The organism is Streptomyces sp. NPDC005551 (assembly GCF_042871785.1).
Taxonomy (GTDB): Bacteria; Actinomycetota; Actinomycetes; order Streptomycetales; family Streptomycetaceae; genus Streptomyces.
In genome coordinates this window covers 76,889-90,505 of sequence record NZ_JBIAJE010000005.1, presented here as the reverse complement: position 1 = coordinate 90,505, position 13,617 = coordinate 76,889, and the positions used below count along the sequence as shown (strand labels likewise).

Genomic DNA, 13,617 nt, shown 5'->3' with positions numbered 1-13,617 from the left:
CGGGGCCCCCCCGGTCCCCCCCCCCCCCGCGGTGTTGGTGTTTTTTTTTTTTATAAACCCCCCCCCCCCCCCCCCCCCCCCCGCCGGCCCGGGCCGCCCCCCCCCCCCCCCCCCCCCCCCCCCCCCCCCCCCCCCCGCGGACCGGAACTGTCCCGGTCGACCGGGTTCAGGCGTTCCGCGCCTTCGCGTAGTCCTGAGCCATGCCGCCGGCGAAGTCGTACAGGATCACCTGTTCGTCCCCCACCACCCAGGCGTCGTGTCCCGGCGGGCAGACGAAGACGTCGCCGGGGCCGACCTCGCTCTCCGCGCCGTCGTCCATGAGCAGGCGCATCCGGCCCTGGACGACGAACCCGTTGTGGTGGATCAGGCAGCTTTCCGTGCCCGCGATCGGTCCCACGGACTCGGACCAGCGCCACCCGGGCTCGAAGGTCCCGACGGCGAAGTCCAGCCCGGTGAGGTGGACCGCCTCCAGGTGGCCTCGCGGGAAATCGCGCCGCTCGTCCGGCTTGTCGACCGTTTTGACCTCAAGCATGACGGCTCCCTTCGGTCGGGCCGTGCCCGACACCTGCCGGGGCCGGTGCTCGTCTCCTCCGCGGCGTCCTCGGGCCGGCGCCCACGTCGACCGAACCCCTCACCTCCATGCTCCGCCCGTTCCCGGGGCGCCGCCAGGTGGAGAGGCGGCCGTCCCGCGGGGGCGTGCGCACGGTGTGATCAGGCGGCGCCGTAGGTGACCTTCACCTCCTTGAAGCCGAGCGAGCCCAGCAGGCCCTTGAGCATGCTCGTGGTGTTCTCCTCGGCGCGTGCGGCGAGTTCACTGTCGTCCGCGGCCTCGCCGATGTGCTTGACCGCGAGCTTCTGCACGGCGCGCTCGCTGTTGGGGTTGTCGGAGAAGAAGTCGCCGAGCCGGTCCAGGAGGCCGCGCTGCTTGGAGACGGCGTAGGAGTGGTCGGCGTCGAGCGAAGGCTTGCCGAGCGCGGCGTGCGGCAGCCGGATGGTGGCCGACGTGCGGTCGTCGTTGACGGACACGTCCTTCTCGGCCAGGCGGCCGAGGTCGACGTAGGCGTCCACGGTGCCGGCGCCCACGTACAGGGTGCGGGTGCCGCGGACGGCGTCCGGCAGGAGCTTGGCGTCCTTCTCCAGGTCCACGACCACCTGGAAGTTGCCCGAGGCGGCCTCGTACCTGCTCATGTTCTGGATGGACTTCAGGAGCGCGGGTCCCGTCCGGTCGTGCGTCTCCTCGCCGAACATGTCCCGCAGTCCGGTGAGCGCGCTGAGTGCCAGGCCGGCGAACAGCACCGCGATCACCAGGACCGAGGCGACGAGAGCCTTGATCCAGCCGGGCAACTGCCTCCTGCCCCGGACCTCGGACGTCGAGGCGGGCTTCTGCTTGGTGGACGTCGTCATGTCGACAGCCCTCCTTTCTCTACGCCGTGTGCCCCCCAAACCCGCCGCCACAACGCCGGGTTGGCCGAATCCTCGGGCCGGCCCCGCCCCGCCCGCCCGGCGCCCGGGCGGGGCTGGTAGACAAAGATCCCGGCCGCCCCACCCGGCGGGCAGAACCCGCGGAAGGTCTTCCCAGCGCACATGTCCATCACCGTCACCCGCGACCTGCTCTACACCACCTCGGCGGACGGCCGCCGGCGGCACCTCGACGTCTACCGGCCCCACCTCGCAGGACCGGTGTCCGTCGCCCTGCTCTGGCACGGCAGCGGAGCCGACGAGAAGGACATGCTGGCTCCCCTGGCCGAGGAGGCGGCGGGCAACGGACTGCTGGTGTTCGTCCCCGACTGGGATCCCACGGCCGCCGACCGCGGACGCGCTGACCTGCTCGCCTCGCTCGACTACATGCGGAGCCGGGCCGCCCGCTTCGACGGCGCCACGGACCGCTCGGTGGTGGCCGGCTGGTCCGCGGGAGCGGGGGCGGCCGTGGGTCTCGCGCTGTCGTCCCGGTACGACGGCTGGCGCCCCTCCGCGGTCGTCGGTGTCGCGGGACGCTACGACGTCCCGGCCCGCAGTACGGGAACCGTGCCCATGGACGACCTGTTGGAGCCGTCGGCCTCCCCGACGCCCGTCCACCTGGTCCACGGCACCGGGGACACGGCCGTTCCCGCTCTCCACTCGCGTGAGCTGCTGGAGGCACTGCGCGACAGGGGGCGGCCCGCCAGTCTCACGGAACCGGACACCGATCACGCCGGAGCGGTCATGACCGAGTTCGATCCCGGCCTCGGCCGCTGCCGTCGCTCCCGCTGCGCGCACGCGGTCCGGGCCGGACAGCAGACGGCCCGCGTTCTCGCGCAGGCTGCCGTGTCGGGAGCCTGATCCCGGCCGCCCCGCAGGTGGGCGTGCCGGCGCCGTCAGGCAGCCGGCCGCCCCCGTCGGGGGAGAGGCGGTCGTCGGCGCGCGCCGGCCTGCCCGTAGCATGTGCCGCGCAGTCCGGATCTGATCTTGGAGGAGCGGATCGTGCGTGACATCGCCGTTTTCAGCGGCAGTGCCCATCCCGAGCTGGCGGCCGAGGTCTGCGCGCATCTGGGCGTACCCCTCAGCCCCGCCCGGGTCAGCCGCTTCGCCAACGACTGCCTCGAGGTGCAGCTCCAGGCCAACTGCCGTGAGCGGGACGTGTTCCTGGTGCAGCCGCTGGTGGCGCCGGTGCAGGAGCACCTGGTCGAGCTGCTGCTGATGTGCGACGCGGCGCGCGGTGCGTCGGCGGGGCGCATCACGGTGGTCATGCCGCACTACGCCTACGCCCGCTCGGACAAGAAGGACGCGCCGCGCATCTCGATCGGCGGGCGGCTGGTGGCCGACCTGATGGTGGCGGCCGGGGCGAGCCGCGTCCTCGCGATGACGCTCCATTCCCCGCAGGTCCACGGCTTCTTCTCCGTGCCGGTCGATCACCTGCACGCCCTGCGTGAGCTGGCCACGCACTTCCAGGGCTACGACCTGTCGCGCACGACGGTGGTGTCGCCGGACCTCGGCAACGCCAAGGAGGCCGCCGCGTTCGCGCGGATGCTCGGGGCCCAGGTGGCCGCCGGCGCCAAGCAGCGGTTCGCGGACGACCGGGTGAGCATCAGTTCCGTGATCGGTGACGTGGCCGGGCGGGACGTCATCGTCCTGGACGATGAGATCGCCAAGGGCAGCACGGTGCTGGAACTTCTGGGGCGGCTGCGGGAGCTGGGACCGCGTTCCATCCGCGTCGCCTGCACGCACGGCCTCTTTGCCGCCGGTGCCCTCAAGCGGCTGAGCGAACAGCCCGACGTCCTGGAGATCGTGTGCACGAACACCGTGCCGATCGCGGCGGGGGAACGCACCGACAAGCTGCGGGTCCTGTCCATCGCCCCGGCACTGGCCGAGGCGGTCCGCCGGATCCACAACGGTGAGTCGGTCAGTGCCCTGTTCGACGCCCCCGAGACCGCCTGACCGGCCCGCGTGGCCCCCCGGGGAGGCCCGGGGATCAGTCCGGATACGTGGGAAGGGGGTGCTCGGGCAGACCCGGAAGCGGTCTGGAGCGGGACGCCGCCGCGGCACCGCCGATCGCCTCGTCCGGGGAGGCCGCCGGCGGCAGCACGCGGGCGAGGCCGGTGACGCGGATGATCCGCAGCGTCAGCGGGTGGGTGCAGACGAGGTGCAGTTCGCCGCCGCGGGAGGCGACGCGGTGCCGGGCGCGGTAGAGCAGACGCAGCCCCGAGCAGTCGAAGAACTCGACGGGCCGCAGGTCGATCACGATCCGCGGGGCCGGCCGACCGGTCTCGGCGTCCAGGACCGGGATGATGTCGAGCGCCGCGCTGATGTCGATCTCTCCGTGCAGCTCCAGCACGGTGTACCCCCGGTACCGGTGTATCCGCAGCTGCCGGGTGAGGGGTGCAGGTTCGTGCCGCACGAGACATCGCCTCCAACCGGCTGCTGGCCCCGCTGCTGGTCGCGGGGCCCGGAGTCACCGGGGGCCGGGGTGACGACTTCTTTTGGACACGTCATCCGGGCACCCGTGGTTGCAAAACCGTTCCTTGCTTTGCAAGTTACCCCCGTGAGAGTGAATTCCAGCATGTTCGATTGACATATGTCTTGGAATTGATCGGCGAGTCCTGGACGGGTCGTGCGAGCCGCCGGGGGGAGCGGGGCTGAACGAGGCGCGGGGGGCGGGACGGGTGCGGCCCGGCCCTCGTCCGGACCGGGCCGCAGCGGCTCTTCTCGCGTTACGGGAGCGTCAGCACCAGCTTCCCCGTCGTGCGGCCCGTGTCGCCGAGGGCGTGTGCCTCGGCGGCCTCGGCCAGCGGGAAGGAACCGGCGATGGTCGCGCGCAGTTCGCCCGACTCGACCAGTCCGGCGATCGCGTTCATCCCCGCGTGGTCGGCCTCGACGAGCATCTCCACCGCCCGGACACCCAGCCTGCCGGCCTCCTCGATGAAGTCCGTCGCGCCGCTCGGCAGGATCGTGACGAGGAGACCGCCCGGGCGCAGCACGCGCAGCGAGCGGAACCGGTAGTCACCACCGATGGTGTCCAGTACGACGTCGACGTCCCGGACGGTCTCGGCGAAGTCGGTCTCCCGGTAGTCGACCGGCTCGTCGACCCCCAGCTCGCGCAGGAAGTCGTGCTTGCCCGCGCTGGCCGTCCCGATCACGTACGCGCCGCGTGCCTTGGCGATCTGCACCGCCAGGTGACCCACCCCGCCGGCGGCGGCGTGGATCAGCACGCGCTGTCCCGGCCGCACGTCGGCGGTGTCGACGAGGGCCTGCCAGGCGGTCAGCGCCGCGAGCGGGAGCGCGCCGGCCTGCTCGTGGTCGACGGACGCCGGCTTACGGGCCAGGGAGCGGGCCGGGGTCGTGACGTACTCGGCGTGCGAGCCGACGCCGAACGGATAGGGCAGCATTCCGAAGACCTCGTCCCCGGGTTCGAAGAGGGTGACCCCGAGGCCGACGGCCTCGACGACACCGGAGACGTCCCAGCCGAGGACGAACGGCGGCTCCTTGAGGAATCCGCCGTTCTGACGGTGCTTCCAGTCGGTCGGGTTCACTCCCGCCGCGCGCACCCGCACCAGCACCTCGCTCGGCCCCGGGGCGGGCCGCTCCACCTCTGCCTCCTCCAGTACCTCGGGGCCGCCGAGGACGGTCTGACGAATGGCGCGCATCGTGTTCTCAGTGCTCATGGGGTCCAGCCTGCCGGGGACCGCGCGCCAGGGAAATGGCAAAATGGTCACTGTCCGATAGAATCCTGCCATGCAATCCGTGGAGCGCGTCGTGGTGCTCGCCCTCGAGGGGGTCTACCCCTTCGAGCTCGGCATCCCCAGCCGGATCTTCGGTGCGGCGGACGGCCGGTACGAGGTGCTGACCTGCAGCGTCGACGGCCGTCCGGTCCGCACGAACGCCGATTTCTCGGTCACCGTCGAGCACGGCCCCCAGGTGCTCGCCACCGCGGACACCGTGGTGATCCCGCCCATCACCCCGTCGTACGTCATTTCGCGGCTGTCCGACGAGCTGACGGCCGTGCTCGCGCACATCCGGCCCGGCGCCCGTATCGTCTCGATCTGCACCGGTGCCTTCGTGCTGGCGGCGGCCGGTCTGCTCGACGGGCGCCGGGCCACCACGCACTGGCAGCTCGCCGACGAGTTCCGCGCCATGTTCCCGGCGGTGGACCTCGACCCCGACGTGCTCTTCGTCGACGACGGCACCGTGCTCACCTCGGCCGGCGCCGCGTCCGGTGTCGACGTCTGCCTGCATCTGATCCGCAAGGACCACGGCAGCGAACTGGCCAACAAGGTGGCACGCCGCTGTGTCGTGCCGCCCTGGCGGGACGGCGGCCAGGCGCAGTACATCGAACAGCCGGTCCCCGCGCCCTCCGCCGCCGGTACGGCGGCCACCCGCCAGTGGGCCCTCGAACGCCTCGGTGACCCCCTGACGCTCGCCGACCTCGCGGAGCACGCCCGGATGAGCCTGCGCACCTTCGCCCGCCGCTTCGGCGACGAGGTGGGTATGAGCCCCGGCCGCTGGCTCACCCAGCAGCGCGTGGCGCGCGCCCGCCACCTGCTGGAGGCCAGCGACCTGCCGGTGGACCAGATCGCCGGCGAGGTCGGCTTCGCGACGGGCGCCTCCCTGCGCCAGCACCTGCACGCCGCGATCGGCGTCTCCCCCCAGGCCTACCGGCGTACGTTCCAGGCAGTGCGTTAGGGCCTACGGGCGTCGGGACGGTTCCGGTCTCAGCGGCTCCGGTGCAGGGCGACGAGCAGTTGCCAGACCTGGTGGGCGATCCCGTCCGGCGTGGCCTCGATCAGGCCGTGCAGCCAGTCGCCGAGGACTCCGGCGAAGGTGGCGGCCACCGCGGAGGCGACCAGCGGGGCGTCCGCCGCACCGGCGAGTTCCCGCTCGGTGAGACTGCGGGCGCGCAGGTCGCGGTGGAGCACCCGGCCGAGCGGCCCGCCGCCACCCGGGCTCAACAGCGCGCGGTACAGGGCCGCGTGTGGGGCGATCCCGGCGAAGAAGGCGAGCAGGGCGGGCGGCGCCGACACCGGATCGGGGCGGCCGCGCCACGCGTGCAGCGCGTCCACCGCGTCCCGTACGACCTCGGCGCAGGCGTCGACCGCCAGTGCCTCCAGGTCGGCGTAGTGCACATAGAACGTGGCCCGGCCGACCCCGGCCGTCCGGACCAGCGCGGCGACCCCGACCTCCTCCAGCGGGCGGCGGGCGCACTCGTCGAGCAGCGCCGCGCGCAGCCGGGCCCTGGTGCGCGCGGCACGCGGGTCCCGCGCCCCGTCCCGGCTCCGGTCGTCCTGCGGCGTCAACGGGCGGCCAGCACGGCGGCCAGCGCGAGGGCGCCCGGCAGCGCCTGGGCGACCAGGATGCGGCGGTTCGCGGTGGCCGCGCCGTACACCCCCGCGACCACGACGCACCCGAGGAAGAACACCTGGACGCGGAACCCGGTGGGATCCGCCGCGATCAGGCCCCACAGCAGACCGGCGGCCAGAAAGCCGTTGTAGAGGCCCTGGTTCGCGGCCAGCGGGGCCGTCGCCCTGGCCAGCTCGGGATCGAAGCCGTGCAGTCCCCGGCCCGGCTTCCGCTCCCACAGGAACATCTCCAGGACCAGGATGTACACGTGCAGCGAGGCCACCAGCCCGACCAGCACATTCGCGATTGTTTGCATGTCCACCGACTTCCCGCGACGACACTCTTCATGGACAAGTGTCCAATATACCTGGACGGCTGTCCATGAAGTGTGGTCCGAGCCTGAAGACCCACCGCGGGACCCATGGCCGCACGCAGCTCGCGCAGCACCCCGGCGACGGCGCGGGCGCGTCCCGGCCCGTCGGGATCGGACGTCGCGTCAATTCGATTGGGTGGCAAGGCGGGTGACGCGGAGGGCCGGCACCCGACTGATCTCCCGGGGCGGCGGGTACCCGGGCAGCGCAGGGCAGCGAGTGACGCCGTCACCCGCGCCCCGGACCGCACGGAGGAATCATGGGACTGGAAGTGACAGGCGTCGTGGTGCTGGACTGCTCCGAGCCCGAGAAGCTGGCCGCCTTCTACAAGGAGCTGCTGGACGCCGAGGAGACGGACGCGACCGCCAACCGGGTCGAGATCAGGTCCGCCGACGGCCTGCGGATGGCGTTCCGCCGCGATGTGATGGCGACGCCGCCGAGCTGGCCGCGCCCCGAGAACTCGCTCCAGGCGCACCTGGACTTCCACGTGAACGACCTCGACGACGCCGAGCGCCGGGTCGTGGGCCTCGGCGGCCGCCCGCTGGAGACCAAGGACGCGTCCGGACCCTACGAGGAGCGCGGCTACGCCGACCCGGCCGGGCACTCCTTCACCCTGCGGCTCATCCCCGCCACGGCCCCCAAACAGGGCTGAGACCCGGCGGCTGTCCTCGGACCGCCGCCGGGCGGCACCGGCACGTTCCGTGCCCGTGCGCCGCCGGGGCTCAGTCCCGGCCGGTCTTGTCGCTGGTCGGCCAGACGCCCGTCGAGCGCTCGATGGCCTTCGCGCCCGTACGGTCCACCGCGCTGCGGACGACGGCGAAGATGGCGCCCTGGACGGCCGCCGCGATCAGCACCTCGCCCCAGCCGCGGTCCTTGTCCAGCGCGTCCGGTGCGTTGTCCTCGTGACGGATGGCCTTCCAGGTGGCCTGGAACGCCATTCCCGCCAGCGTGCCGCCCGCCCAGCCGAGCACGAAGCCGACGGGCTTGTACGCGAGGGGGAGCGACTTCTTCTTCGTCTTCTTCGACATGTGGATCTCCTTGTTGCCTCTCGGCCGGCCTCCGGGGTGTCGCCGGACACTTGGCGTGTGTCCCTATCGGCGGCGAATACGCAGGCCGGGGTCGGGTGACACTTCTCTCCGTGGATCAGGGCCGCCCCTGTGCCGGTGTCTCCCACTCTCGCGCACCGGGCCGGGCCGCGTCCCGTCGCCGTACGGGCGGACGCCGAGTTCCGCCCGGTGACGCGGTGTCAGCCGGCCGGACCGATCCGGGCCCAGCGGCACGATTTCCGACGGGAAGCGCGCGAACACGCTTACGCCGCCCGGGTCATCCTTCTTCCATGCGCCGCATGCGGCGCATGGCGAGGATGGGGAGGAGTTCCCCGATTTCCGCCGACGTCACCGTGTGAGCGTGCCCGGCTCGGGCATCCGGGGCCTGTGACCAACGACTCGACGCAGCAGCCGAACAGTTCCGACCGCAGGACACGCGTCACCGTCCTGGTGGCGCTGGGCGCCAACCTCCTGATCGCCGTCGCAAAGGCGGTGGGCGGTCTGGTGTCCGGTTCGCCCGCGCTCCTCTCCGAGGCGGCGCACTCGGTGGCCGACAGTCTGAACGAGGTCTTCCTCCTGGCGGCCCTGCGCCGCAGCCGCCGTCCCGCCGACCGGCGCCATCCCTTCGGCTACGGCAAGGAGCGGTTCTTCTGGTCCCTGCTCGCGGCCGTCGGGATCTTCGTGATGGGCGGCTGCTTCTCCGTCTTCCAGGGCGTCGAGGCACTCAGGAGCGGTGCCGAGGAGTCGTTCTCCGGCTATGTGACGGGCCTCGTGGTCCTCGGGGTGGCCCTGGTGGCGGAGGGTGCCTCCCTGGTGCGGGCGCTGCACCAGGTGCGCAAGCAGGGCGGCAAACTGCGCGACCCCGCGCTGCGCACCGTCGTCGCCGAGGACGGCACCGCGGTGCTCGGCGTGGCGCTCGCGATCATCGGCATGGCGCTGCACATGGTCACCGGCCAGGTCGTGTGGGAGGCTGCGGCCTCGCTGGCCATCGGCGCGCTGCTCGTCTGCGTCGCCTTCTGGCTGGGCCGCGACGCCCGCGCCCAGCTCGTCGGAGAGGCGGCCGACGAGGAGCTGAGCGACCGGATCCGCGCCGTGCTGGCGGCGCAGCCCGAGATCGACAGCGTGGAGGCGCTGCTCACCATGAAGATGGGTCTCGACTCCACGCTGGTGGCCGCCCGCGTCGACCTGGTCCCCGGGCTCGACAGCGAGGAGGTGGAGGACGTCGCCGTCCGCATCAAGCGGTCCGTCGCCCACCTGGTGCCGGCGGCCGACCAGATATTCCTCGACGTGACGGACGCGCGTGCCGCACGGAAGGCGGCGGCGGAGAGCCCCGCCGCCACGGGGGAGCGCGGCGGGGTCTGACGTCGGCGTGCCCGGGGCCCGCGAGGCCACGCGGACCGGTTCACCGGGCTACGGGTGCCCGGGAGCCGGGAGCCGGGGGCCGGGAGCCGGGGGCCGGGAGCCGGGTGGGCTCAGTCCGTCGGGTGGGCTCAGTCCGTCGGCTCCAGCACGAAGACGGGGATCTCGCGGTCGGTCTTCTCCTGGTATTCGGCGTACGCCGGGTACGCGGCGACCGCCCGCTCCCACCAGAGGGCCTTCTCCTCGCCGGTGACCTCACGGGCGGTCAGATCATGGTGGGCCGGCCCGTCCTGGAGCGAGACATGCGGGTCGGACTTCACGTTGTGGTACCAGACCGGGTGCTTGGGCGCGCCGCCCAGCGAGGCGACGGCCGCGTAGCTGCCGTCGTGCTCCACCCGCATCAGCGGGGTCTTGCGGATCTTGCCGCTCCTGGCGCCTTTGGTCGTGAGGATGATGACCGGGAGGCCCGTGTCGCCCAGGGTCGTCCCCCGGGTCCCGCCGGAGCTCTCGTACAACTCCACCTGGTCGCGCACCCATTGCGTGGGGCTGGGTTCGTACTCGCCCTGAAGAGGCATGTCTGCCGTCCCATCGTCGCGTCGTACTGGCGTCGTCCAGTCAAGATTCAACCCGGGTCGCACGCAAGTCACCCACGCCCTTACCCGACGGGTAATCGACCATGCCGTCGGCGTCGGGCACGGTGGACGCGTCGTCAGAACATCAGGGCCGCGCACCGAGGGACGCAAGCCGCGGGCCGGCCCACCGTACAGAAGAGGGAGCGAGCTCATGTCCGCAGCCACCGAACGGACCCCCGCCACGCGTGCCGTGATCGAGGAACTGCTGCGCCGGATCGGCGAGGGCGACCCCGAGCGGATCGCCGCGCTGTACGCGGAGACGGGCGACTGGAAGCTCAGCTGGCCCGAGGACGAGCACGGGCGGGCCGCGACCCCCTGGATCCGCCACCGGTCCACGCGGGCCGACGCCGCCGCGCACTACCGTGAACTGGGCGCACATCATGTGCCCGGCCGGGCGGCGACCGAGGTCGAGCGTGTCCTCGTCGACGGGGACGAGGCGGTCGTGCTGGGCGAGATCCGGCAGACGGCCGCGGTCACCGGACGGGACTACCGGGCCCGGTTCGCCCTGCACCTCACCGTCGAGAACGGTCTCGTCACCCGGCACCACGTGTACGAGGACAGCCTCGCCGTGGCCCGCGCCTTCGAGCCGCCCGCGCCCGGTGGCGACGCGCGGCCCGCCCCCGCCCGCACCTGAGCCCGAACGGAGGCGCGAATTTCTCTCCGGATCTTCTCCTTGCTCTCTGGTGGGGGCCGGATTCGCCGTGTAGCGTCTTCGTCAGATGTCGTGGTTCGCCGTACCTGCCCGCGCTCCGGCGCGGGCGCTTTGCTGTGACGGTGAGCCCGGGCGATCACCTCCGGGGCCCGCGCGGTGCGGATCCCGATCTCAACTGGAGGGCATCAGCATGGCCAGCGGAACCGTCAAGTGGTTCAACGCCGAAAAGGGCTTCGGCTTCATCGCGCAGGACGGCGGCGGGCCGGACGTCTTCGCGCACTACTCCAACATCAACGCGACCGGGTTCCGTGAGCTCCAGGAAGGCCAGGCGGTGACCTTCGACATCACCCAGGGCCAGAAGGGCCCCCAGGCGGAGAACATCACTCCCGCCTGACCCCGACCGAACCGGCCCGGCCCGCTACGGACCGGGCCGGTTCGGCTGTCGCACACCGCCTTCGGCGCGAGCCGCATGCCTCCGCCGACAGGCCTCAACGGCAGGCGTCCATCAGCACCCGGGCGGCCTCCCGGGCGCACGCGGCAGGTGCCGTGTCCTGCTCGATGCCCGCGGTGACCATGGCACCCTCGGCGAGCACGTGCACCTGCTCGCCGACAGCGTCGGGCAGTCCCGCCGCGGCCACCAGCGCCACCAGATAGTCCTTGAACGCCTGCTTGTGCGCACGGACTTGGGCGGCCACGCGCGGTGAGGCGGCCCCCAGCTCCCCGTACGAGTTGATCCACGCGCAGCCTCGGAACCCGGGCTCGCCGAACCACCGCCCCAGCCAGTCGAAGACCGCGAGAACGCGCTCGGCCGGCCCCTCGTGCCCCTCGACATGCGCGGCGAGACGCCGGCGCCACCGGACGTCACGCCGCTCCAGATACGCCTCGACCAGCACCTCCTTGGCGGGGAACAGCTGATAGAGCCGCTTGAGCGAGACGCCGGACGCGGTGCGGACGTCGTCCATGCCGACGCTCTGGATGCCGCGGCCGTAGAACAGCTCCTCGGCGGCGTCCAGCGCCTGTTCCCGCGCGAGGGCGAGTGCCTGCTCGCGGGCGGCCGTGCTGTCCATGCGGAGTCCACTCCTTGACGCGAGAACCATCGTTCTCTACGTTAGCAGCCGCCGGGAGAACGACCGTTCTCCCGGTGTGCGGCACCCCCGACGAGGAGCACGCCATGAGTGACCGTCCGCCGCTTCCGCCCTTCACCCGCGAGAGCGCGGCCCAGAAGGTCCAGGCGGCCGAGGACGCCTGGAACACCCGCGACCCCCACCGGGTCTCGCTCGCCTACTCGAAGGACTCGGTCTGGCGCAACCGCGACACCTTCGTGCGGGGCCGCGCCGAGATCGTGGAACTCCTGACCGCCAAGTGGGCGCGGGAGTCGGAGTACGCGCTGCGCAAGGACCTCTGGGCCTTCGACGGCAACCGCATCGCCGTGCGCTTCCAGTACGAGTCCCGCGACCCCGACGGCCAATGGTGGCGCAGTTACGGCAACGAACTGTGGGAGTTCGACGAGCACGGCCTGATGACGCGCCGGGAGGCGAGCATCAACGACGTACGGATCGAGGAGAAGGACCGCCGGATCCGGGGCCCGCGCCCGGAGACGGAACGGGGGGCCGGCTTCCCCCTGCGCTGGTGACAGTCGGTTGGATCATCCCGGTCGTGAGCTGCGAGGCTTGCGTACATGCAGGGGTTGCAGCGAGGACCGACGGCACCCTGCGCAATGCACGCGCGGCGGGCCTGCTTCATTGGCGCGGAACCGAGGACGGCCGTGCGGCAGCTCGCCGGGGAGGTGCGCAAGCCGGACCTGTCCATGCGTCGATTCCGGACCGCTGCCTTCGTGCACGTGCGCCGAAGGCCGCGGTCCGGAACCCATTCACTCGGTGATGGTGAGCTGTCCGGCCGTTTCGATCCCCGCCGTCCCGACTGCCGCGCTACAGAAGCTCTCAGGCGGGCAGTACCGGTGTTCCGTGATGTAGTGGATCACCAGGTTGGGTGCGGCGTAGAGCGTGCCGTCCGCGCCACGTACCCGGATCTCGGCTGATCCGAGCCACACTTCGGTGTCCAGGGACGGGCCGCCGCGGACGACGGGCCGGTCCGTGCGACAGAACTCGCAATGGTGCACACCGCGCATCTGGTTGTCGTAGTCGGCGCTGAGCACTTTGAGCGCGTCCACCACACGGTCGTCCACGATCCCCGTGGGGTAGTCGTGCCCGAGTGCCAGCCAGCCGACGTTGAGCATTTCACGATCCGACTCGTCGTAGGAGTAGCGCGTCAGGTCGGCGTAGTAGGTCATGCGTTGCTCCTCTTCCTCCTCAGCGCCGCGGATCGCAGTGCTTCCGGCAGATCGACAGGTGAACCGGCCCCATGTTGGGTTTGAGGATCTCACTGAGCAGGGTGTCCTTGCTGACTGTGATCGATCCGCTCATCATTCTGAGGTCACTGACCGGCGCCACGGTGTAGTTCGGAAGCGTCTTGCCGGGCCCGACGATCTCCGTGGGCTTGATCTTCTTACCCTGCTCGACCGCGAGTCCGACGGACTGGCGGAGACCTACACCGTCCTCCACGTAGAAGTAGCCCCAGGTACCACTGGGCATCTGCGTGTCGCCGGTGCCACGGACGTACCAGCCGTGGCCTGCGATGACGGCTTGCCCGTCAGGGCGTCCGCCGGGGAGCCGTTCCGCGGCGGGGCCTACTCCCTTGCCGTGCGTGGGAATCTCGTGACCACGCACCTCCGGCGCTACGGCGGCGCG

19 protein-coding genes are annotated in these 13,617 nt (G+C 71.8%); 8 read left to right on the top strand and 11 right to left on the bottom strand.

The window, feature by feature from the left end:
- Window positions 1-166: 166 nt before the first annotated feature.
- Both ACFYP4_RS15785 and ACFYP4_RS15780 read right to left on the bottom strand, forming a co-directional pair.
- Window positions 167-532, bottom strand: coding sequence for a cupin domain-containing protein (locus ACFYP4_RS15785; RefSeq protein WP_358852048.1), 366 nt, complete (start codon window positions 530-532; stop codon window positions 167-169).
- Between the two features lie 179 nt (window positions 533-711).
- Window positions 712-1,404: a DUF4230 domain-containing protein gene (locus ACFYP4_RS15780; RefSeq protein WP_388785788.1), complete on the bottom strand. Its 693-nt coding sequence runs from the start codon at window positions 1,402-1,404 to the stop codon at window positions 712-714.
- A gap of 180 nt (window positions 1,405-1,584) precedes the next feature.
- On the opposite strand from ACFYP4_RS15780, the gene ACFYP4_RS15775 reads away from it, so the two are divergent.
- Window positions 1,585-2,319 carry an alpha/beta hydrolase family protein gene (locus tag ACFYP4_RS15775; RefSeq protein ID WP_388785786.1) on the top strand — a complete coding sequence of 245 codons (735 nt, stop codon included), beginning with the start codon at window positions 1,585-1,587 and terminating at the stop codon, window positions 2,317-2,319.
- 141 nt (window positions 2,320-2,460) lie between these two features.
- Entirely contained in the window at window positions 2,461-3,414 is a 954-nt protein-coding gene (locus tag ACFYP4_RS15770) for a ribose-phosphate pyrophosphokinase (RefSeq protein ID WP_358852045.1), read from the top strand.
- Window positions 3,415-3,448: 34 nt separating this feature from the next.
- Here the strand turns inward: ACFYP4_RS15770 and ACFYP4_RS15765 are convergent, their stop codons facing one another.
- Window positions 3,449-3,874, bottom strand: a complete 426-nt coding sequence (locus ACFYP4_RS15765) for an anti-sigma factor antagonist (RefSeq protein WP_388785784.1) — start codon at window positions 3,872-3,874, stop codon at window positions 3,449-3,451.
- 313 nt (window positions 3,875-4,187) lie between these two features.
- A complete protein-coding gene (locus ACFYP4_RS15760; RefSeq protein WP_358852043.1) occupies window positions 4,188-5,138 on the bottom strand; it encodes an NADP-dependent oxidoreductase in 951 nt (316 codons plus the stop codon).
- A gap of 70 nt (window positions 5,139-5,208) precedes the next feature.
- On the opposite strand from ACFYP4_RS15760, the gene ACFYP4_RS15755 reads away from it, so the two are divergent.
- Window positions 5,209-6,156, top strand: coding sequence for a GlxA family transcriptional regulator (locus tag ACFYP4_RS15755; protein WP_388785781.1), 948 nt, complete (start codon window positions 5,209-5,211; stop codon window positions 6,154-6,156).
- A 29-nt stretch (window positions 6,157-6,185) separates the two neighbouring features.
- Here the strand turns inward: ACFYP4_RS15755 and ACFYP4_RS15750 are convergent, their stop codons facing one another.
- Both ACFYP4_RS15750 and ACFYP4_RS15745 read right to left on the bottom strand, forming a co-directional pair.
- On the bottom strand, window positions 6,186-6,767 hold the full coding sequence (locus tag ACFYP4_RS15750; protein WP_358852041.1) for a TetR/AcrR family transcriptional regulator: 582 nt from the start codon (window positions 6,765-6,767) through the stop codon (window positions 6,186-6,188).
- A complete protein-coding gene (locus tag ACFYP4_RS15745) occupies window positions 6,764-7,126 on the bottom strand; it encodes a DUF1304 domain-containing protein (protein WP_358852040.1) in 363 nt (120 codons plus the stop codon). Before ACFYP4_RS15745 ends, ACFYP4_RS15750 begins: the two co-directional genes overlap by 4 nt.
- Window positions 7,127-7,440: 314 nt before the next feature.
- On the opposite strand from ACFYP4_RS15745, the gene ACFYP4_RS15740 reads away from it, so the two are divergent.
- Window positions 7,441-7,833, top strand: coding sequence for a VOC family protein (locus tag ACFYP4_RS15740; RefSeq protein WP_358852039.1), 393 nt, complete (start codon window positions 7,441-7,443; stop codon window positions 7,831-7,833).
- Between the two features lie 70 nt (window positions 7,834-7,903).
- Here ACFYP4_RS15740 and ACFYP4_RS15735 read toward each other — a convergent pair whose 3' ends face one another.
- Complete coding sequence (locus tag ACFYP4_RS15735) at window positions 7,904-8,209, bottom strand: DUF4235 domain-containing protein (protein ID WP_358852038.1); 306 nt, start codon at window positions 8,207-8,209, stop codon at window positions 7,904-7,906.
- A 405-nt stretch (window positions 8,210-8,614) separates the two neighbouring features.
- On the opposite strand from ACFYP4_RS15735, the gene ACFYP4_RS15730 reads away from it, so the two are divergent.
- Window positions 8,615-9,589 (top strand): cation diffusion facilitator family transporter, encoded by a 975-nt coding sequence (locus ACFYP4_RS15730; protein ID WP_358852037.1) that lies wholly within the window; start codon window positions 8,615-8,617, stop codon window positions 9,587-9,589.
- A gap of 128 nt (window positions 9,590-9,717) precedes the next feature.
- On the opposite strand, the gene ACFYP4_RS15725 is transcribed toward ACFYP4_RS15730, so the two are convergent.
- Window positions 9,718-10,161, bottom strand: coding sequence for a nitroreductase family deazaflavin-dependent oxidoreductase (locus tag ACFYP4_RS15725; RefSeq protein ID WP_358852036.1), 444 nt, complete (start codon window positions 10,159-10,161; stop codon window positions 9,718-9,720).
- Between the two features lie 208 nt (window positions 10,162-10,369).
- On the opposite strand from ACFYP4_RS15725, the gene ACFYP4_RS15720 reads away from it, so the two are divergent.
- On the top strand, window positions 10,370-10,852 hold the full coding sequence (locus ACFYP4_RS15720; RefSeq protein WP_358852035.1) for a nuclear transport factor 2 family protein: 483 nt from the start codon (window positions 10,370-10,372) through the stop codon (window positions 10,850-10,852).
- Between the two features lie 208 nt (window positions 10,853-11,060).
- Entirely contained in the window at window positions 11,061-11,264 is a 204-nt protein-coding gene (locus ACFYP4_RS15715; RefSeq protein WP_037622929.1) for a cold-shock protein, read from the top strand.
- A gap of 94 nt (window positions 11,265-11,358) precedes the next feature.
- Here ACFYP4_RS15715 and ACFYP4_RS15710 read toward each other — a convergent pair whose 3' ends face one another.
- Window positions 11,359-11,937 carry a TetR/AcrR family transcriptional regulator gene (locus tag ACFYP4_RS15710; protein WP_388785777.1) on the bottom strand — a complete coding sequence of 193 codons (579 nt, stop codon included), beginning with the start codon at window positions 11,935-11,937 and terminating at the stop codon, window positions 11,359-11,361.
- Between the two features lie 104 nt (window positions 11,938-12,041).
- On the opposite strand from ACFYP4_RS15710, the gene ACFYP4_RS15705 reads away from it, so the two are divergent.
- The gene (locus ACFYP4_RS15705) at window positions 12,042-12,503 is read left to right on the top strand and encodes a nuclear transport factor 2 family protein (protein ID WP_358854508.1); all 462 of its coding nucleotides are present in this window, start codon (window positions 12,042-12,044) and stop codon (window positions 12,501-12,503) included.
- 237 nt (window positions 12,504-12,740) lie between these two features.
- On the opposite strand, the gene ACFYP4_RS15700 is transcribed toward ACFYP4_RS15705, so the two are convergent.
- Both ACFYP4_RS15700 and ACFYP4_RS15695 read right to left on the bottom strand, forming a co-directional pair.
- Entirely contained in the window at window positions 12,741-13,160 is a 420-nt protein-coding gene (locus tag ACFYP4_RS15700) for a hypothetical protein (RefSeq protein WP_358854507.1), read from the bottom strand.
- Between the two features lie 19 nt (window positions 13,161-13,179).
- Window positions 13,180-13,596 (bottom strand): putative adhesin, encoded by a 417-nt coding sequence (locus tag ACFYP4_RS15695; protein WP_388785775.1) that lies wholly within the window; start codon window positions 13,594-13,596, stop codon window positions 13,180-13,182.
- Between the last annotated feature and the right edge of the window lie 21 nt (window positions 13,597-13,617).

Excerpts from the sequence above, each read along its gene's own strand:
- ACFYP4_RS15785 (WP_358852048.1), bottom strand. The coding sequence starts at position 532 with ATGCTTGAGGTCAAAACGGTCGACAAGCCGGACGAGCGGCGCGATTTC.
- ACFYP4_RS15780 (WP_388785788.1), bottom strand. The coding sequence starts at position 1,404 with ATGACGACGTCCACCAAGCAGAAGCCCGCCTCGACGTCCGAGGTCCGG.
- ACFYP4_RS15775 (WP_388785786.1), top strand. The coding sequence starts at position 1,585 with ATGTCCATCACCGTCACCCGCGACCTGCTCTACACCACCTCGGCGGAC.
- ACFYP4_RS15760 (WP_358852043.1), bottom strand. The coding sequence starts at position 5,138 with ATGAGCACTGAGAACACGATGCGCGCCATTCGTCAGACCGTCCTCGGC.
- ACFYP4_RS15755 (WP_388785781.1), top strand. The coding sequence starts at position 5,209 with ATGCAATCCGTGGAGCGCGTCGTGGTGCTCGCCCTCGAGGGGGTCTAC.
- ACFYP4_RS15745 (WP_358852040.1), bottom strand. The coding sequence starts at position 7,126 with ATGCAAACAATCGCGAATGTGCTGGTCGGGCTGGTGGCCTCGCTGCAC.
- ACFYP4_RS15740 (WP_358852039.1), top strand. The coding sequence starts at position 7,441 with ATGGGACTGGAAGTGACAGGCGTCGTGGTGCTGGACTGCTCCGAGCCC.
- ACFYP4_RS15735 (WP_358852038.1), bottom strand. The coding sequence starts at position 8,209 with ATGTCGAAGAAGACGAAGAAGAAGTCGCTCCCCCTCGCGTACAAGCCC.
- ACFYP4_RS15725 (WP_358852036.1), bottom strand. The coding sequence starts at position 10,161 with ATGCCTCTTCAGGGCGAGTACGAACCCAGCCCCACGCAATGGGTGCGC.
- ACFYP4_RS15720 (WP_358852035.1), top strand. The coding sequence starts at position 10,370 with ATGTCCGCAGCCACCGAACGGACCCCCGCCACGCGTGCCGTGATCGAG.
- ACFYP4_RS15715 (WP_037622929.1), top strand. The coding sequence starts at position 11,061 with ATGGCCAGCGGAACCGTCAAGTGGTTCAACGCCGAAAAGGGCTTCGGC.
- ACFYP4_RS15710 (WP_388785777.1), bottom strand. The coding sequence starts at position 11,937 with ATGGACAGCACGGCCGCCCGCGAGCAGGCACTCGCCCTCGCGCGGGAA.
- ACFYP4_RS15705 (WP_358854508.1), top strand. The coding sequence starts at position 12,042 with ATGAGTGACCGTCCGCCGCTTCCGCCCTTCACCCGCGAGAGCGCGGCC.
- ACFYP4_RS15700 (WP_358854507.1), bottom strand. The coding sequence starts at position 13,160 with ATGACCTACTACGCCGACCTGACGCGCTACTCCTACGACGAGTCGGAT.